15 protein-coding genes are annotated in these 17,535 nt (G+C 58.2%); 8 read left to right on the top strand and 7 right to left on the bottom strand.

Annotated elements, in window-relative coordinates; genetic code table 11:
- Nucleotides 1-143 precede the first annotated feature (143 nt).
- Nucleotides 144-1,079: a glyoxylate/hydroxypyruvate reductase A gene (locus GOX73_RS11600; RefSeq protein WP_171125747.1), complete on the top strand. Its 936-nt coding sequence runs from the start codon at nucleotides 144-146 to the stop codon at nucleotides 1,077-1,079.
- A 7-nt stretch (nucleotides 1,080-1,086) separates the two neighbouring features.
- On the opposite strand, the gene GOX73_RS11595 is transcribed toward GOX73_RS11600, so the two are convergent.
- A complete protein-coding gene (locus tag GOX73_RS11595; protein ID WP_254429183.1) occupies nucleotides 1,087-1,476 on the bottom strand; it encodes a hypothetical protein in 390 nt (129 codons plus the stop codon).
- A 140-nt stretch (nucleotides 1,477-1,616) separates the two neighbouring features.
- On the opposite strand from GOX73_RS11595, the gene GOX73_RS11590 reads away from it, so the two are divergent.
- The 3 genes from GOX73_RS11590 to GOX73_RS11580 all read left to right on the top strand — a co-directional run bounded on the left by GOX73_RS11590 (nucleotide 1,617) and on the right by GOX73_RS11580 (nucleotide 3,904).
- The gene (locus tag GOX73_RS11590; RefSeq protein WP_171134902.1) at nucleotides 1,617-2,450 is read left to right on the top strand and encodes a bifunctional allantoicase/(S)-ureidoglycine aminohydrolase; all 834 of its coding nucleotides are present in this window, start codon (nucleotides 1,617-1,619) and stop codon (nucleotides 2,448-2,450) included.
- Nucleotides 2,451-2,539: 89 nt separating this feature from the next.
- Complete coding sequence (locus GOX73_RS11585) at nucleotides 2,540-2,863, top strand: hypothetical protein (RefSeq protein ID WP_171121807.1); 324 nt, start codon at nucleotides 2,540-2,542, stop codon at nucleotides 2,861-2,863.
- A gap of 54 nt (nucleotides 2,864-2,917) precedes the next feature.
- Nucleotides 2,918-3,904 (top strand): type I glyceraldehyde-3-phosphate dehydrogenase, encoded by a 987-nt coding sequence (locus GOX73_RS11580; RefSeq protein WP_171125752.1) that lies wholly within the window; start codon nucleotides 2,918-2,920, stop codon nucleotides 3,902-3,904.
- 36 nt (nucleotides 3,905-3,940) lie between these two features.
- On the opposite strand, the gene GOX73_RS11575 is transcribed toward GOX73_RS11580, so the two are convergent.
- From GOX73_RS11575 to puuE, 3 genes are all read right to left on the bottom strand, one after another.
- Nucleotides 3,941-5,368 (bottom strand): nucleobase:cation symporter-2 family protein, encoded by a 1,428-nt coding sequence (locus tag GOX73_RS11575; protein ID WP_171121805.1) that lies wholly within the window; start codon nucleotides 5,366-5,368, stop codon nucleotides 3,941-3,943.
- 62 nt (nucleotides 5,369-5,430) lie between these two features.
- Nucleotides 5,431-5,913 carry an ureidoglycolate lyase gene (locus GOX73_RS11570; protein WP_171125754.1) on the bottom strand — a complete coding sequence of 161 codons (483 nt, stop codon included), beginning with the start codon at nucleotides 5,911-5,913 and terminating at the stop codon, nucleotides 5,431-5,433.
- The gene (gene puuE, locus GOX73_RS11565; protein ID WP_171125756.1) at nucleotides 5,910-7,328 is read right to left on the bottom strand and encodes an allantoinase PuuE; all 1,419 of its coding nucleotides are present in this window, start codon (nucleotides 7,326-7,328) and stop codon (nucleotides 5,910-5,912) included. The genes GOX73_RS11570 and puuE overlap by 4 nt, the downstream gene beginning before the upstream one ends.
- Nucleotides 7,329-7,537: 209 nt before the next feature.
- Here puuE and uraH point away from each other — a divergent pair, with 209 nt between their 5' ends.
- Entirely contained in the window at nucleotides 7,538-7,894 is a 357-nt protein-coding gene (uraH, locus tag GOX73_RS11560) for a hydroxyisourate hydrolase (RefSeq protein ID WP_171121802.1), read from the top strand.
- Between the two features lie 4 nt (nucleotides 7,895-7,898).
- Here uraH and GOX73_RS11555 read toward each other — a convergent pair whose 3' ends face one another.
- Nucleotides 7,899-8,813: a LysR family transcriptional regulator gene (locus GOX73_RS11555; RefSeq protein WP_171125758.1), complete on the bottom strand. Its 915-nt coding sequence runs from the start codon at nucleotides 8,811-8,813 to the stop codon at nucleotides 7,899-7,901.
- A 96-nt stretch (nucleotides 8,814-8,909) separates the two neighbouring features.
- On the opposite strand from GOX73_RS11555, the gene GOX73_RS11550 reads away from it, so the two are divergent.
- From GOX73_RS11550 to GOX73_RS11540, 3 genes are all read left to right on the top strand, one after another.
- Nucleotides 8,910-10,133: a urate hydroxylase PuuD gene (locus GOX73_RS11550; RefSeq protein ID WP_171134901.1), complete on the top strand. Its 1,224-nt coding sequence runs from the start codon at nucleotides 8,910-8,912 to the stop codon at nucleotides 10,131-10,133.
- Nucleotides 10,134-10,291: 158 nt separating this feature from the next.
- Nucleotides 10,292-12,097 carry an autotransporter assembly complex family protein gene (locus tag GOX73_RS11545; RefSeq protein WP_171125760.1) on the top strand — a complete coding sequence of 602 codons (1,806 nt, stop codon included), beginning with the start codon at nucleotides 10,292-10,294 and terminating at the stop codon, nucleotides 12,095-12,097.
- A complete protein-coding gene (locus GOX73_RS11540) occupies nucleotides 12,094-16,173 on the top strand; it encodes a translocation/assembly module TamB domain-containing protein (protein ID WP_254429182.1) in 4,080 nt (1,359 codons plus the stop codon). Before GOX73_RS11545 ends, GOX73_RS11540 begins: the two co-directional genes overlap by 4 nt.
- Here the strand turns inward: GOX73_RS11540 and GOX73_RS11535 are convergent.
- Both GOX73_RS11535 and GOX73_RS11530 read right to left on the bottom strand, forming a co-directional pair.
- Complete coding sequence (locus GOX73_RS11535) at nucleotides 16,170-16,682, bottom strand: thioesterase family protein (protein ID WP_171121798.1); 513 nt, start codon at nucleotides 16,680-16,682, stop codon at nucleotides 16,170-16,172. The genes GOX73_RS11540 and GOX73_RS11535 overlap by 4 nt on opposite strands.
- The gene (locus tag GOX73_RS11530; RefSeq protein ID WP_171125763.1) at nucleotides 16,675-17,463 is read right to left on the bottom strand and encodes a cyclase family protein; all 789 of its coding nucleotides are present in this window, start codon (nucleotides 17,461-17,463) and stop codon (nucleotides 16,675-16,677) included. Before GOX73_RS11530 ends, GOX73_RS11535 begins: the two co-directional genes overlap by 8 nt.
- Nucleotides 17,464-17,535: the final 72 nt, after the last annotated feature.

Here is a 17,535-nt window from a genome sequence, read left to right as displayed (position 1 = left end):
TTGCACAAAGTGCGAAGAAAATTTCTGCTCAAACCCCGAGACCAGTCTTTACGTTCCCGAAGAGAATGAATTAGCTGCCAGTACAATGTCCGGTTGGTGGTCAGAACGTCACCAGACCTGGAATGAAAACTACGGAGCGCAAAATGGCCTTGCTGATCGAAACAGGACTTTCCGACTGGATGAGTGATGGCGACATAGTTCGTGAAATTAAGCGCTTGCGCCCCGGTATGGACGTCAGGACGCCAGACACCATCGGCGACCCCGCCGATGTAACGATGATTGCCGTCGTCGGCTTGAACGATACACACCCAACGCAACTTCCCAATCTGAAACTGGTTCAGAAACTGGGTGCGGGGGTTGAGACGATTATCAGCAATCCCAACCTACCTGACCACGTTCGGGTGGCGCGCCTGAAACCGGATGCCCCGGCACAAGGCATTGCCGAGTGGTTCGTGACCTACATCCTGCATCACCAGAGAAACGTTTCTTTCCACGAGACAGCCCAGCGCAAGGCGGAGTGGCTGCCCAAGGCACCGGGCTATACTCCCGAGAAAACTGTCGGGGTTCTGGGTTTGGGACATATCGGTGCACGCAGCGCCCTGATGCTGCGTGCGATTGGGTTCAACGTCATGGGCTGGAGCCGATCACCCAAACAACTTGACGGGGTGACTTGCGTGCACGGGGACGCAGCCTTGCCCGACCTATTGGGCCAATGCGACCATGTCTGCGCGATCCTGCCGTCGACCCCGCAGACCATCGGATTGTTCGATGCCGAAATGCTGGCGGCCATGAAGCCGGGCAGTCAACTGCTGAATGCTGGACGTGGGGATCTGATAGACGAAACAGCGTTGATCTCGGCTTTGGACAAGGGCACATTGGGGCACGCTGTTCTTGATGTCACGTCCACTGAACCGCTGCCATCGCAAAGCCCTCTCTGGGCTCACCCGAACGTGATGATCACCCCGCATGTTTCGGGTTGGCATCTGGGCGAGGCCCTTGGGGATGTGGCCGAGAATTTTCAGCGTCTGACCGACGGAAAACCCCTGCTGCACGAAGTGGACCGCGCGCGGGGGTATTGATCGTTGGTCAAGGTGTCAGAATCCAGGCACCACCGGCGTCCTGACATCTGCGAGTTCTGACCTCGCGCACCTGCTCGGTGCCTTCAGGCTGGATCAAGTGTTGGAAATGCACACAATTGTCCCGCACATCGCGCACACGAATTGTTCCTTTTGACCCCGAATCCTGACTGGTCCAATTGCGTTCCGTACCGACCGGAGGCGCGCCATTTTCCAGCATCGAATCCGCTGTCGCGTTCACCACGTTGAAGTCTGCTGGGCTTAGCCCCATTTCAGCAATGATTCTCGACAAAGGCTTGGCGTGACTACCCGTTCCAAAACCCACCATAGCTGCAAAAACAAATGCCGTGACCGCCAGAGGTTTCATGAACACCTCGCCTTTCAAAAATGACTTCGTCATTCAGACTATACCGCCTGCAATGGGCGGCCAAGTCCCCTTGCGACCTTCAAATAAATCCGAACAAACCTATCGCGACTCTGCCGCTAGAGGCGAAAGTGCAATCCCAGCATAGTGCCCGAAACACGAGTTAGAGGCACGAAATGGCACAGCCAACATACTATGCGCCAACCGGGGGTCACCCGGGGCAGGATCAGCTTTTGACTGACCGCGCCATGTTCACCGACGCATATGCCGTGATCCCCAAGGGCACGATGCGGGATATCGTAACCAGCAATTTGCCGTTCTGGGAAAACACCCGCCTTTGGGTCCTGTCCCGCCCCCTGAGCGGATTTGCCGAGACGTTCTCTCAGTACATCATGGAGGTTCAGCCCGGCGGCGGCAGCGACCAGCCCGAGACAGACGCAAACGCACAAGGAGTTCTGTTCGTGGTCGAAGGGGCCGTGACGTTGACCTTGGACGGGGCTGTCCACGTCCTTGAAACCGGAGGATACGCTTATATTCCGGCCGGATCGGACTGGACCCTGCACAATCGCGCCGATGAAACCGCGCGTTTTCACTGGGTTCGCAAAGCCTATGAAGCGGTCCCCGGCCTGCCAGCCCCCGACCCGATCATCACGAACGAGCGCAACGTCGCGCCGATCCCCATGCCCGGAACCGACGGGCGCTGGGCGACCACCCGGTTCGCGGACCCTCAGGACTTGCGCCATGACATGCACGTCAACATCGTGACGTTCGAACCCGGCGGCGTCATCCCGTTTGCCGAAACACACGTCATGGAACATGGCCTGTATGTATTAGAAGGCAAAGCCGTCTATCGGTTGAATCAGGACTGGGTTGAGGTCGAGGCGGGCGACTATATGTGGCTGCGCGCGTTCTGCCCTCAGGCCTGTTACGCCGGTGGGCCGGGCAGATTTCGCTATCTGCTTTACAAGGACGTAAACCGGCACATGCCGCTGTCGTTAACCAAGCGTTGACGGCAAATCGGCTTTTTCCCGCGCAGGGCTTCACAGAAGCGCTTGAATCTGGTGAAATAACACCTGTTTTTAGCACTGGAGATTGTTCAATGGTACTGCGCGGATCAATGCTGGCACTGGCGGCAACAGTTGGCCTGACTGCTTTTCAGGCAACCCCTGTTGTAGCCAAGGAAGAAACCAAACAGGTTTTCGTCATGAGCCGCACTTGGGCGGTGACGCAGGTGTCGGATGCGCCGGTCGTGTACCGCGCGACGCGGGACAACAACAATCTGAATCCCTTTGGCCCGCCGCCGCGCCTGCGGACGCTTCAGGCCGCAACCGCGATTCAGCAGGCCACGGGATGCAGACCAATTGTTGGCAGTATGTATCAAAACATCTCTGGGCAGTTCTTCTCGCAAGTTAGCTGCAACTGACCCCGGCACCAAACGGGCATTGAGGTCAGCGCAACGCGCTGCCATAGCTTGCGCATGAAACTCGCGATTAACGGATTCGGTCGGATCGGCCGCACGATCCTGCGGCAGCTTCTGGCACAGCCGCAGGACAACGACGTTGAGCTGGTGCTGATCAACGATATCGCACCGCTTGAGACCTGCGCTTATCTGTTCAAATACGACAGCACGTTTGGCCCCTACACCGGCACGGTCGCGCAAGGTGACGCGGAACTGGTGGTAGACGGGCGCGCAATCCCGGTCACGCATAGTTCGGACTTGTCGCAGGTGGACTTGACCGGCGTTGATGTCCTGATGGACTGCACCGGTGTTGCCAGAACGTCGGATGTGGCCAGCCAGGGTCTGACTGCTGGGGCCATCAAGGTGCTGATCTCTGGCCCGTCCCCCGCAACCGAAATCACGATTGTTCTGGGCGCGAACGAAGATCAACTGGGCGCCGCGCGGATTGTTTCAAATGCATCCTGCACGACCAACGGGCTTGCGCCCTTGGTCAAGGTTCTGGATCAAATCGGGGGCGTGGCCTCGGCGCATATGACCACCATCCACTGCTATACCAACAGCCAGCCGATGGTCGACGCGCCGCGCGGTGATCTGGCCCGTTCTCGCGCGGGAGCGTTGTCGATGGTGCCGACCACCACAAGTGCCACGCATCTGATTGATGAGGTTCTGCCCCACCTCGCAGGTCGCATTTCCGGGGCCGCTGTTCGGGTTCCGACAGCCAGTGTTTCAGCGGTTGATCTGGTTGTGACACTGGAACGAGGTATGACACCCAAGGCGTTCGATAAGGAATTGCGCGCGGCAGTGTCGTCCTCGCCAGTATTGGGCTGGACGGACGAGCCGTTAGTCTCGTCCGACCTGCGCACGCGCCCCGAGTCTCTGGTTATCGCAGGCCCCGAAACACGCCAGATCGGTGAGTGTCAGGTTCGCGTTTTCGGATGGTATGACAACGAATGGGGATTTTCAGCCCGGATGCTGGACGTGGCGCGGTTAATGGCCCGAGGGTAAGCGGACCGCAGAACACTGCAATCCGCCTTCTTTTGGCTATTCGCCCGGCAGGCTGCCCGATCCATGCCCGGACATTCCGCCCGAGACTTCTTCGGTCGCCTCATCTGCCAGTTCGTGCGGCAGGATCAGGTTTAAAACGATAGCGATCAGTGCTGCAGGCAACAGGCCGCTTTTCATCAGTATGCCTAGCGTGTCAGGCAGGTGCTGAACCGCATTGGGCTCGAGCTGTAAGCCAAACCCGATCGACAGCGAGATTGCAAAGATCACCATGTTGCGCCGGTTCCAATCCACATCTGACAGCATCGAAACACCGGCTGCGACGACCATCCCGAACATCACAATCACACCACCACCCAGCACTTCGATGGGAACGGTACGGATGATCGCCCCGACCTTGGGAACAAGACCGCACAGGATCAGGAACAGCGCGCCAATCGTAACCACGTTGCGGCTCATCACACCGGTCATGGCGATCAGCCCGACATTCTGGCTGAAGGAGGTATTTGGCAAGCCACCAAACACACCAGCCAAGGCTGACCCGAAACCGTCCGCATAGGTGGCCCCGGCGATTTCCTTGTCAGTGGCTTCGCGCCCTGCCCCACCCTTGGTGACACCGGACACATCGCCCACGGTTTCAATTGCCGACACAAAGGCCATCAGGCAGAAACCGATGATCGCCGCGAACGAGAACTCGAACCCGTATTTAAACGGCACCGGCAGCGCAAAGGATGCCGCGCGATCCCAACTTGTGCCAATTGCTTCGAACGTGACCATTCCAACCATCAGGGCGTACCCATAGCCAGCAACTAGGCCAATCAAAACAGCCGAGACAGAGAGCATCCCGCGCGTGAAAAACTTTAGCGCCAGCGTGACGATGATCACGACCAGAGCCGCCGACCAGTTCAGGGCCGACCCATATTCAGGCGTCCCAATGGCCGGAACACCTCCTGCGGCGTATTGAATGCCGACCTTGACCAATGCCAAACCGATCATGGTGACCACCAGCCCGGTCACCAGAGGCGGCAGCGCAAAGCGGATTTTTCCGATCACAGTCCCCAGCAAAGCATGGAACAAACCGCCGACGATCACCCCGCCGAACAAGGCCGCTAAACCATCGACGCCTTTACCCGCGACCAGCGGAATCATGATGGGCAGAAAGGCAAAACTGGTGCCTTGCACGATGGGCAAAGCGGCACCGACCGGCCCGAGCGTTACTGTCTGCAGCAGCGTCGCGACGCCGGCAAACAGCATCGACATCTGGATCAAGTACAGCAACTCAGGAAAGTCCGGTGAGTTGGACCCAAATCCGAACCCAGCCGCCCCTGCCACGATGATCGCGGGCGTGACGTTGGATACGAACATCGCCAAGACGTGCTGGATGCCCAGCGGAACCGCCTTATGCAAAGCCGGAGTATAGTTCGGGTCCCGAAGCTGTTCGGGGGTCCCTATGGAAGTGTCAGCCATGAGTTACTGTCCTCTCTGTCAGGTTCACGGGGGTCTTGCCGCTTATCCTGCGGCTTCAACGGTCACGACACGACTTCGTAGGGTGTGTCGAACCAAAATTCCTCAAGGTTGGTGCCTGTGCCGATCCGATCAACAACCGCGAACAGGCCGGGGCCGTGCAGTGGCGTCAGAACGCCATGCCATGTGCCCCTGCGATAGTTCACCGCCTGCCCCGGAGTGGTAATGAACGCCACCGGCTCGCCCGGCTTACCGTTCTCGTCCAGGGCAACGATGACCAGAAAAGGCTGATGGGTCATGGGGATAAAGGCTTGGCTGCCATCCGGATGCCGCTCTACCATATCAAGCTGATATGGCAGGGCACGCGGGTTGGCGTTAAACAGGCTGATCCCTGCACGGCCATCCGAAAAATCCATCTCAGCACGGTCATGGAACCGGCCGCATTGACCCTGATTGATGATCTTGTCCGGGTCGCCTGCGACTTCGATCACATCCCCAAAAGGCGCGAACGCGGCGTGCGTCAGAGGGGTTGCCGCGATCCGCTTCATGAAGGCAGCACGTCTTGCAACCGGAACTCGGCAATACGTTCAACCTGACGACAGGCTTCGGCAAACTCCGTGTCTCGGTCCTGTTCAATCCGGCGTTGGAATGCGTCCAGAATCGAAGCCTTGTTGTTATCACGCACCGCAATGATGAAGGGAAATCCGAATTTCTGCGTATAGCGCGTGTTCAGATCCGTAAAAGCGTCGCGCTCAGCATCCGTTAGCGCGTCCAATCCGGCTGATGCCTGCTCGGACGTACTTTCCTGCGTCAATCGCTTGGCCTGCGCCAGCTTACCTGCGAGGTCCGGGTGCGCCGTCAGTACGCCCAGCCGCTCTTGTTCCGATGCGGATCGGAACATGCGGGCCAGCGCATTGTGCAAGCCGCCAGCCGTGTCATGGGCCGGACCCAGTTCCAGATCATAGGCACGTTCAGCGATCCAGGCAGAGTGTTCGAATATCCCGCCATAGGCTGTGACAAAGGCGTCCCGGTCCATCTCGGACGGTTTGGGCCGTGAGGCAGGGGGATGCTGTTCCGCCCAATGCGCGGCGATTTGCTGGCGGGTCGCGAACCAGACATCCGAATGCCCCTGCGCGTAGTCCAAGAACCGCTTCAGGGCCACGACCCGGCCCGGACGACCGATCAGACGGCAATGCAGGCCGATCGACAGCATCTTTGGCGAACCCGCCTCACCTTCTGCATAAAGCGCATCGAAACTGTCCTTGAGATACGCATAAAACTGATCGCCCGAGTTAAACCCCTGCGGCGTGGCAAAACGCATATCATTGCAATCCAGCGTGTAGGGGACGATCAACTGGTCCCGCCCACCAGCGTTCATCCAATAAGGCAGATCGTCAGCGTATGTGTCAGCCACGTAGGAAAAGCCGCCTTCTTCGGCGACCAACCGCACAGTGTTTTCTGAACAGCGCCCGGTGTACCACCCCACCGGGCGTTTACCGACAACCTCGGTATGAAGACGGATCGCCTCGGTAATCTGGGCGCGTTCCTCACCCTCGGGCATGTCCTTATGTTCAACCCACTTGAGGCCGTGGCTTGCGATTTCCCATCCGGCGGATTTCATCGCTGCGACCTGATCCGGAGAACGGGCCAAGGCCGTTGCGACACCGTAAACGGTGATCGGCAAGCCCTTCATCAACCGGTGCAAGCGCCAGAACCCGGCTCGCGATCCGTATTCATAGATCGACTCCATGTTCCAATGGCGCTGTCCCGGCCACTGGGCGGCTCCGACGATCTCGGACAGGAATGCCTCGGACGCGGCGTCCCCGTGCAGCACGCAGTTCTCTCCGCCCTCTTCATAATTCAGCACGATCTGAACCGCCAATTTTGCCCCACCTGGCCATTTGGCGTCTGGTGGGTTGGCTCCGTATCCGATCATGTCGCGGGGGTAACGAGGGGGCTGCATGATGTCTTCCGTCTTGTCTTTGTCACATTACCTACGCTTTACCGCAGAAACGCAGCGATGATTATCAAATCAATCCGAACGCTGTTTCCATTTCTTTCGGCATTCCCAAAGTTTCGGAATTCAAACCAGACTGTGTCAAACAAAACATGTGCGCTTTATGTGATAAGCATCAGCAAACCAATGAGACGATTAGAAATTAGGAGATTCCCGTGGCAGGTTATCTGACAACCCATGTTCTGGACACCGCGCGCGGCTGCCCGGCAGAGGGGCTGAAAATTGAGCTGTTCGAAATCACGGACGGAAATCGCCGCAAGCTGGCCGAGACCAAAACCAACGAGGACGGGCGCACAAACAGCCCGATCCTGCCGCAGGACGACTTTACAACCGGTACGTATGAACTGGTTTTCTTCGCCGGTGACTATTTGCGCGCAACCGGTCAGTCCGCAGAAGAACCGCTGTTTCTAGACGAAGTTCCCATCCGGTTCGGCATGTCCGATGCCGAAGCCCACTACCACGTGCCGCTTTTGCTGTCGCCTTATGGGTACTCAACCTATCGCGGCAGTTGAGGGCTCAAACCTCTGAATTGCGGACAACGTCCCCGATCCGGGCAATCATGAAATCCATAAACAACCGCGCCTTAGGGTCCTGATGCCTGCGGTGCGTATAAAGACACGCCATCTGGACGGAAACCGGTGGCGTGTCTGTGGCGACGGGGACGAGACGCCCCGCCTTCAGGTGGTCCGTCACCTCAAAAACGGGCTTCATCGCGATACCTTGCCCTGACAAGGCCCAGTCCGTCAGAACGTCCCCATCATCACATTCAAACCGACCGGTCACCGCAAAGCGTTTGGCCCCCTCGGGTGTTTCCAGTTGCCACTGAAATTCAGCAGCACCCGGAAACCGCAAGTTCAGGCATTCGTGCTTTTCCGAAATCAGGTCCGATCCGGTTTTGGGCATGCCCCGACGTTTTATGTATTCCGGGGCAGCACACAGGACGCGCTGACAATCCGCGATCTTTCGGATGCGCAAAGTGCTGTCTTCTGGCTGACCTATGAAAAACGCTAAATCCAACCCTTCAGTCGTCAGGTCAACGGACCGGTCCGTCAGGCGCAGCCGAACGTCGATCTCGGGGTATGCTGCAAGAAAATCAGGCACATGCGGGGCAAGCAGCCTGCGCCCTACACCCAGCGGTGCCGCGACGAACAACGACCCGCGCGGCGCTTCGGTCAGGTGAACCACTTGCGCCTCAGCCTCGTCAACCGCATCTAGAACCGCTACCGCGCCGGGATAAAATGCCCGCCCCTGCTCAGTCGGGCTGAGGTTGCGCGTCGTGCGTTGGAACAGGCGGACACCCAGATGATCCTCAAGCTGGGAAATCCGCGCCGAGGTGACCGCAGGCGAAATGCGCAGGTCGCGCCCTGCGGCGGACATGCTACCCAAATCATAGACCCTGACGAAGGTTCGGATATTGTCGAGATAGGACATCTTATCGTTTTTTTTGATACAGTTTGACAATATACGGGAATACCGAAGAAAACCGCGTTTGCCTAGTGTGGCGGCAACCAATCGGAGAGACCTCTCATGTTCGAATTCGCCGTGTTCTGGGACTGGATGGCATTTGCCGTGCGCTGGCTGCACGTAATCACCGCAATCGCCTGGATCGGATCATCCTTTTATTTCATCGCGCTGGACCTTGGCCTGAACCGCAATATCCCCGGACCTGCAGATGGTGAGGAATGGCAGGTCCATGGCGGTGGTTTCTACCACATTCAAAAATACCTGGTCGCGCCCGAACGGATGCCGGACCACCTGACCTGGTTCAAATGGGAAAGCTACGCGACCTGGCTCAGCGGTGCCGGATTGCTAATGATCGTCTACTGGGTCGGCGGAGAGCTGTATCTGATCGACGCGGAAAAGGCGGATCTCGCCTTATGGCAGGGTATTGCGATTTCGGCAGCTTCCCTGACCGTCGGCTGGCTGATCTACGATTTTCTCTGCAAGTCAGGCCTGGGCGAGCGTCCAACGCTGCTGATGGTGCTTCTGTTCGTCCTGCTTGTGGCGATGGGCTGGGGGTACAATCAGATTTTCACTGGTCGGGCGATGATGCTGCATCTGGGCGCGTTCACGGCGACGATCATGACCGCCAATGTGTTTTTCATCATCATGCCGAACCAGCGCATCGTGGTGGATGACCTGAAGAACGGCCGCACTCCGGACCCGAAATACGGAAAAATCGCAAAGCTGCGCTCGACCCACAACAACTATCTGACGCTGCCTGTCGTATTCCTGATGCTGTCGAACCACTACCCGCTGGCCTTTGCGACGGAATACAATTGGATCATCGCTGCACTTGTCTTCTTGATGGGCGTCACGATCCGCCATTACTTCAATACACGCCACGCACGCGCGGGTGATCCCACATGGACATGGCTGATCACAGCCTTGCTGTTCATCGCGATCATGTGGCTGTCCACGGCACCAATGTATAAACCGCTAGAAGAGGCAGAGGCGCAGCCCCTTACGCCGTATGAGCAGAAGTTTGCAGCCGCCGAAGGGTTTGAAGAGGCCCATGATGTCGTCTTGGGTCGATGCTCGATGTGTCACGCCCGCGAACCCGTGTGGGAGGGCATCCAATGGGCCCCTAAGGGCGTGCTGCTGGAAACCGAAGGTGACATTGCCCGAAACGCAAAACAGATATACCTGCAATCGGGTGTCAGCCACGCCATGCCCCCGGCCAATGTGACCTATATGGAACCAGAAGATCGCGAAGCTATCATCCGTTGGTTCCGCAACGTGGGATCATAAGCCCGAGACTGGTCGACCACACAAATGCGAATTCGGCAGGTCCGGCCAAAAATTCTCTTCCCTGCGCGAAAATTGATGCTCTAACATGGCTTTAACGAACCGTCGCGTTGCACAAGGCGGTGACCTAAAACTCGATTTGGGGCAGTTGGAGCCAAAAGATGCAGGGAAACGGGCGGCACGCCGTTTTTAGGAATTGCCTTTTTGGTGCTCTCTCGCTTGTTTTGCCCACATCTGTTGCGGCGCTTGAAACGACCCTGACCGCGCCGGGTGCGCCAAGCAAGTTGGTGGAACGGATCGAAGAAACCTCTTCGGTTGCAACGGCCGAGTCTCGCGGTCTGGACACTCCGCTGGAAATTCTGTCAGCCGCATTGTCAGATTACCGGACCATCGTTCAAATTCTCTATGACGAAGGGTATTTCAGCCCGGTCGTCAGCATTAAGCTGGACGGTCAGGAAGCGGCGGAAATCAGTTCACTCAGCGTCCCCGCGCAAATCAACCGCGCGGTAATTACAGTAAACACGGGCCCCACCTTCAAGTTCGGCGAAGCCGTCGTTGTTCCATTGGCCCCTGAAACCGAGTTGCCCGAAGATTTTGCAACAGGCCAGTTGGCCACGACCGGCGCCATTCAACGCGCGGCCTCTGCCGGTGTGCAGGGTTGGCGCGACGCGGGTCACGCCAAGGCCGGGGTTGAGGACGAACAGGTCATCGCGCGGCATGCGCAGGCCAGGCTGGATGCGCGTGTCGATCTGGCACCGGGGCCACGCCTGACCTTCGGGAAAATGTTCATCAAGGGCGACTCGGACGTGCGCCACAGGTCCATCGAAAAAGTTGCCGGATTCCCGTCCGGTGAGGTTTACTCGCCCGAGCAAATTCAAAAAGTTGGAACACGCCTGCGGCGGACCGGAACGTTCAACGTGGTTTCCATCGAAGAACATGAAACCCCGAACCCGGACGGGACACTGGATTTTGACGCCTATTTCGAAGACTTGCCGAAACGCCGGCTGACTTTCGGGTTCGAGATCGCCTCGCGCGATGGGATCGACGTGACCGCAACCTGGACACATCGTAACGTATTCCGGCGTGCCGAAAGGCTGCGTTTCGAAGCTGCGCTGCGCAATATTGGCGGGGCCGAGGACTTGGACGGACGTATCGGTCTTCGTCTGGATCAACCCGACAGGCTCGGCCCGGACGACAACACATTCTGGAGCGCGTTGATCGAACGTCGGAACACCGACAACTACAACGTGACAATCACGTCACTGGCCTATGGTGCACGGCGCACATTCTCAGACCGCCTTTATGCCGAAGCCTCGGCCGGCTTTCAGTGGTCAAATGCCGATGACGCCTTTGGGGATGGTCGCAAGTTCCGTTACTTCATTATTCCGACGCGGTCCGAGTGGGACCAACGGGACAGCAAGGTCAGCGCGACGCGCGGGTTCTATCTGGATTCTCAGATCATGCCATTCGTCGGGCTGTCTGGCACGGAATCAGGCATTCGATTCTTCTTTGACGGACGCGGCTACACCAGCCTAAACACCGAAGGACGCATCGTTCTGGCCGGTCGGGTTCAGGTCGGGTCGGTCCTTGGTCCCTCGCTGGATGGTGTGACGCCCGACTTCCTGTTTTTCTCGGGCGGGGCCGGTACCGTACGCGGGCAGCCTTTTGAAAGCCTCGGCATCCCGGTTGGAAACGAAGTTGCTGGCGGCAAGTCCTTTCTTGGCCTCTCCGGCGAGGTGCGTGGAAAAATAACCGAGACGATATCGCTGGTCGGATTTTATGACTATGGTGTGGTGGACTCCTCGTCTTTTGTCACCAGCGCCGCGGCTTCTCATTCCGGTGCGGGTTTGGGCGTCAGGTATGATTTGGGCGGGTTTGGCCCGCTGCGCCTGGATCTAGCGGTGCCTGTTCAGGGCGACACAGGCGACGGCCTGCAGTTTTATATCGGGATCGGACAGGCATTTTGATACGGCGATATTCATATCCTGTGCTGACCGCGACACTTATCCTGACCGCGCCGCCTGTGTTCGCGCAGGAAGATGGCGGCGGCAGTATGCTGGAGAATTTTCTCCAAGACACGCTGTCGGGCGACAATCAGAACGTAACGGTGACCGGCCTTCAGGGTGCACTTAGCGCGCGCGCGACAATCGAGGAAATTACCGTCGCAGACGACGAAGGCGTCTGGCTGACCATCAAGGACGCGCAGCTTGACTGGAACCGTCTGGCGCTGATCCGCGGCCGGTTTTCGGTCAACTCGCTGACCGCGCAAGAGATCGACATTACCCGCGCACCCGGTGCGACGACGACAGACGAACCAGCGGCAACCGTCGAAACGCAGCCCTTCCAACTGCCAGAACTGCCCGTCGCAATTGAAATCGGAGAAATCCGCATTGACGAAGTGTCATTGGGTGAACCTCTGATCGGGGTCGCTGCGGACCTTTCGATCAACGGAAACCTGTCTCTGGCGGACGGAACGCTTGATACATCGCTGGATGTAACCCGTCTGGACCGCGCAGGGGATGAGATCAAGCTGACGGCAGGATTTGAAAACGCCACAAGCGAGATCAATCTGGACCTGCAAGTGACCGAGGCCGCAGGCGGGTTGATTTCGACCGCCTTGAAAATCCCGGACAGCCCCCCGATTGGCCTGACCGCCAAGGGATCAGGGCCGCTTACCGATTTCACAGCCGATATCGGGTTGAGCAGCGACAACCAACAACGCGTTTCAGGGCAAGTGCGCCTGCGTGCGGCTGATGGTGGCGCGCAACAAGGGATCGCCTTTACAACGGACCTGAGCGGCGATCTGACCCCGTTCCTGACCCCAGAAATTGATCCGTTCTTCGGGACGGACACACGCCTGTTCGTGGACGGCCAAACCAAACCCGAAGGCGCGCTTGAGGTGTCAGATCTTAAACTGACCACACAGGCGCTGAACCTAAAGGGAGAATTGGAACTGGCTGAAGGCGGCTCACTCCAACTGGCTGCCCTTCAGGGCCGCATCACACCGCCCGACGGTGAGGCGGTCGTGTTGCCGGTCGCTGGCGGTGAAACGTCCATTGAAGCAGCGCAAATATCCGCCCTGTACGACCACAAGAACGGAAACCTCTGGGATCTGAGCCTGACTGCAAACGCATTCAAATCAACGCAGGCCAATCTGCAAAACGCGCGTATCAGCGCGCAGGGCGTGCTGGACCAAGGCGAGGCTCTGGCCGTCAGCGGGGATGTTCAGGCCAGTGTCACTGGTATCGACCTGACCGATCCGGCCCTGAACACAGCTGTCGGTCAGCGCATCACGTTAGACGGACAATTCGATTATGGCAGCGATCAATCTCTTAACCTGTCCGGGTTCGAACTGATCGGGTCTGACTACGCACTGGCTTTGGACGCGTTGATTGACGGTCTGACAAGCGGATTGACCGTGGATGGATCAGCGACGCTAGAGGCAACCGATCTGGCGCGGTTTTCGGATATCGCCAAGCTTGACCTCAAGGGGCAGGTGTCGGCGCGGGTCGAAGGGAAAGGGTCACCGCTTGAGGGCAGTTTTGACGGGACGCTGTTTGTTGACGGCAGCGATCTGGCCACCGGACGCGACGACATTGATCCGGTGATCACAGGGGAAACTACGATCTCACTGGACGGCAAACGCGGGTCTGACGGCATCACGATCCGGTCTTTTGAACTGAACAGTGAAGCGGCTCAGGCACAGGCAAACGGTGTGGTCACAACGCCAAATGGAAACCTGACCATCGACGGGCAAGCGCAGGTCAACGCACCGGATTTGTCCGTTTTCTCGGGTCTGGCCCAGCGCGATCTTGGCGGCTCACTTCGCGCCGAAGTCGACGGCACCGGTACTGTTCAGACGTTGGAGTTTGACGGCACCGCAAGTGTGATCGGCAGGAACCTGCAAACCGGCATGGCTGACATCGACCCGCTTTTGACCGGTCAAACCACTATTCAGTGGGACGGTGCACGCTCTGCCGATCAGATCGAGATTCGAAACGCGACAGTGAATGGCAAAGCCCTAAGCGCACAGGTACAGGCCACAGTGACCGACCCGACCGGAGAGCCATCCGGCGAAGGCGAGGCGCGCATTGATGTGCCAGACCTATCCCTATTCTCGGGGATGGCGGGTCGGGACCTGACCGGTTCTGTGACCGCCAATTTCCAGGGCAGCGGCGATCTGGCGACCCGCGCCTTTGATATTCAGGGCAACCTGGACGCCGACGACATTCAAGTCGGTATCGACTTTGTCGACAAGCTTGTTAATGGCCGCACAACCCTGACCGTGGACGCCCAAAACGGGGATCAGGGTCTGGAGGTTCGAAATTTCCGCCTGCAGGGCTCAGCCATTACAGCCAATGCATCAGGAAAAGTCGCGCGCGAGGCTGGAGGGTTGAACTATTTTGTCCAACTGGATGACGTCGCGCGGATCACACAAACTCTGTCCGGACCACTGACACTGGAGGGGAACGTCGCGCCCACGTCGTCCGGTCTGGAAGGAACGGCAAATCTGCGTGGTCCGGACAGTTCCTACGCCACACTGGAAGGGTCCGTGGATTCAGACGGCGCGGCTGATCTGGTTTTTGACGCGAAACTAAACCGGATTGAACGGTTCGCCCCGGAATTTCCCGGTACGATTGCCGCGAATGGTACAGCGAAACGTGACAACGGCGTTTGGACGATCGACACAACGGCTGAAGGCCCCGCAGAAATCAGCAGCCAGGTTTCCGGCACATTTGACGAAGCATCGGGTGAGGCCGACCTGAAAGCCGCAGGCGGGGTCAATATCGGTATCGCCAACCTGTTCATTACCCCCAACAAGATCGACGGTACGGCACGATATGATCTGGCGTTGAAGGGGAAACCTTCTTTGGAAGCGCTGAGTGGAACGGTAACCACCTCGGGCACCTCTTTGGCAATTCCCGGTGCCGGGCAGACCATCACGGGTATCAGCGGGTCAGTGGAACTGGCCCAAAGCCGCGCGACGATTTCCCTCAGCGGCGGGCCGCGCGCCGGTGGTAACTTTGTCGTGGCAGGCCCGGTAGACCTGACGCCGCCCTTCAACGCAAATATCACGACAACGCTCAACAGTATCGTTCTGACCGACCAGCTTTTGTATGAAACAACGCTGAACGGCCAAATCGCGATGACCGGCGCTTTGGCTGGCAACAGTTCAGTTGCGGGACAGATCACGTTTGAAGAAACAAATATCAATCTGGCCGCTGCATCCGGGGCGGTTGGGGCCGCGCCTATTCCCGACATTCAACATATTGGCGAAGGCTCGGCCAGCTTGATCACCCGCGAACGCGCAGGGCTGGTTGTTGACGAAGAAGCAACGCCCAGCGATTCCCGCATTTCTCTCGACATTGCGCTTTTGGCACCAAAAGCTGTCTTTGTGCGCGGGCGCGGTGTGAACGCGGAACTTGGTGGTCGTTTGTTTATTGGCGGCACAACGTCTTCGGTGGTGCCATCAGGTCAAATCGAACTGATCCGTGGTAACTTGGACATTCTGGGCCGCAGACTTGCGCTGACCAAAGGCATCGTGACCCTGCAAGGCGACCTGACCCCCTATATCGAGTTCGAGTCGTCCGCCAGCACGTCGGACGGCACGGCAACGATTGAAATCGCGGGACCACTAGATGCGCCGGAAGTAGACGTGTTTTCTGACCCCGAGCGCCCTGCGGAAGAGGCGCTGGCGATGCTTCTGTTCGGCAACCGCTTTTCCGAATTGTCGCCGTTTGTCATCGCGCAAATGGCTGCATCACTTGCCCAACTCAGCGGTGCAGGCGGGGACGCCACCAAGGGGCTACGGGATGCGACCGGTGTAGACTCGGTGGACATCGGAGCGACCGAAGGCGGCGCGGGTCGATTGGGCGCAGGGGCTTACTTGAGTGACAATCTCTACACCGATTTCACCGTGAACACCGAAGGCGATACCGAGGTGAACCTAAATCTTGATGTAACCGACAATTTCACCGTTCGCGGAACAGTTGACGGACGCGGGGAAACAGGTGTCGGGGTGTTTTTCGAACGCGACTACTAAGCCCGCCGTATCCCAATCGCCTGCCCGGCCTGAGGGGCTGCGTCCAACCCCGCGTGATCACGCACCATTCGGGCAAGCCGTTCTGCGGCCCAGTCCGGGTAAGCGACTGAACGCCCGGTCTTATGGCTGACATTCATGAACAACGCCTCTTGCGTTGCACAGACTTCACCGTCGTTTTCTGACAGCATCTGCGCAAAATAATGGCCCCTCTTGTGGTCTGCATCCAGCAGGCGAATCCGATAAAAGAAGGGTTCGTTCTCCTGTACTTCGCGCAGGAAAGTCATATGCGACTGCAAAACGTAGGGCCCCTGCCCCAAAGCCGCCACTTGCACTTCGCCAAGGCCCAAATGCTCGACCATCAGCTTTTCCAGCGCCAAATCGAAGGCCACACCGTAGTAGCCGACATTCATGTGGCCGTTATAGTCGATCCATTCCGGCAGCACCCGGAACCCCCTAATTTCGACCGGCGCATCATAGGGGCCGTCATGCCCGCTTAGGGGTTCAGTCATCTGCGTCCTCCTCAAAAATCGCAACGGCCCGAACAAAGCCCGCCGACGCGCCCTTGATCTTGAAAGGAAAGCACGAGATTTCAAACCCCGTTGGCGGCAGGTCTTCGAGGTTGGCCAGCTTTTCCATGTGGCAATACCCGATCTCCATCGAGGCGCGATGCCCCTCCCAGATGATCGAAGCATCCTGCGTCTCAGCATATTCCTGCGCGGTCAGGGCAAAGGGCGCATCCCAGCTCCAGGCGTCCGTACCGGTCACGCGGACGCCGCGTTCCGTCAGGTACAGCGTCGCCTCACGGCCCATTCCGCAACCTTTCATCAAATAGTCAGGCTGACCATAACGCGTTCCCGCAGACGTATTGACGATCACGATGTCCAGCGGTTGCAGATCGTGACCTATGCGCTTCAGCTCTGCCGCGACGTCGGCGGCGGTCGCAACATAACCGTCATCGAAATGCCGGAAGTCCAGCTTCACACCCGGATTCATGCACCATTCGAGCGGCACCTCGTCTATGGTAATCGCGCGTTCGCCGTTGTTCATGGTCGAGTGGTGGTGATATGGCGCGTCCAGATGGGTACCATTATGGGTCGCGATCTGAAGACGCTCAATCGCCCAACCTTCACCCCCCGGCAGATCATCTTTTTGCAAGCCCGGAAAAAAGGACACGACCTGTTCTGCGGTCTGGTCGTGGGTCAGGTATTCGATTTCGGGCAGCATAATCGGCGGGTCGGATACGATCCCGGTTTCCAGCGGAACAGACAAATCGACAAAACGGCGCGGCATGAAACCCTCCATCACCCCAAGCGGTGATAGGTTTGGCCGCATCTAACCTTCTGTCAAGGAAAGAAAAAGGCG

Origin of the sequence: Ruegeria sp. HKCCD7221, from assembly GCF_013031225.1 — a bacterium.
Classification (GTDB): Bacteria; Pseudomonadota; Alphaproteobacteria; order Rhodobacterales; family Rhodobacteraceae; genus Ruegeria.
The sequence above is the reverse complement of the archived record's forward strand: the minus strand, read 5'-3'. Positions and strand labels throughout refer to the sequence as shown.

What these genes read in the sequence shown, in the direction of transcription:
- GOX73_RS11600 (WP_171125747.1), top strand. Translation starts at nt 144, where the DNA reads ATGGCCTTGCTGATCGAAACAGGACTTTCCGACTGGATGAGTGATGGC.
- GOX73_RS11595 (WP_254429183.1), bottom strand. Translation starts at nt 1,476, where the DNA reads ATGACGAAGTCATTTTTGAAAGGCGAGGTGTTCATGAAACCTCTGGCG.
- GOX73_RS11590 (WP_171134902.1), top strand. Translation starts at nt 1,617, where the DNA reads ATGGCACAGCCAACATACTATGCGCCAACCGGGGGTCACCCGGGGCAG.
- GOX73_RS11585 (WP_171121807.1), top strand. Translation starts at nt 2,540, where the DNA reads ATGGTACTGCGCGGATCAATGCTGGCACTGGCGGCAACAGTTGGCCTG.
- GOX73_RS11580 (WP_171125752.1), top strand. Translation starts at nt 2,918, where the DNA reads ATGAAACTCGCGATTAACGGATTCGGTCGGATCGGCCGCACGATCCTG.
- GOX73_RS11575 (WP_171121805.1), bottom strand. Translation starts at nt 5,368, where the DNA reads ATGGCTGACACTTCCATAGGGACCCCCGAACAGCTTCGGGACCCGAAC.
- GOX73_RS11570 (WP_171125754.1), bottom strand. Translation starts at nt 5,913, where the DNA reads ATGAAGCGGATCGCGGCAACCCCTCTGACGCACGCCGCGTTCGCGCCT.
- puuE (WP_171125756.1), bottom strand. Translation starts at nt 7,328, where the DNA reads ATGCAGCCCCCTCGTTACCCCCGCGACATGATCGGATACGGAGCCAAC.
- GOX73_RS11555 (WP_171125758.1), bottom strand. Translation starts at nt 8,813, where the DNA reads ATGTCCTATCTCGACAATATCCGAACCTTCGTCAGGGTCTATGATTTG.
- GOX73_RS11550 (WP_171134901.1), top strand. Translation starts at nt 8,910, where the DNA reads ATGTTCGAATTCGCCGTGTTCTGGGACTGGATGGCATTTGCCGTGCGC.
- GOX73_RS11545 (WP_171125760.1), top strand. Translation starts at nt 10,292, where the DNA reads ATGCAGGGAAACGGGCGGCACGCCGTTTTTAGGAATTGCCTTTTTGGT.
- GOX73_RS11535 (WP_171121798.1), bottom strand. Translation starts at nt 16,682, where the DNA reads ATGACTGAACCCCTAAGCGGGCATGACGGCCCCTATGATGCGCCGGTC.
- GOX73_RS11530 (WP_171125763.1), bottom strand. Translation starts at nt 17,463, where the DNA reads ATGCCGCGCCGTTTTGTCGATTTGTCTGTTCCGCTGGAAACCGGGATC.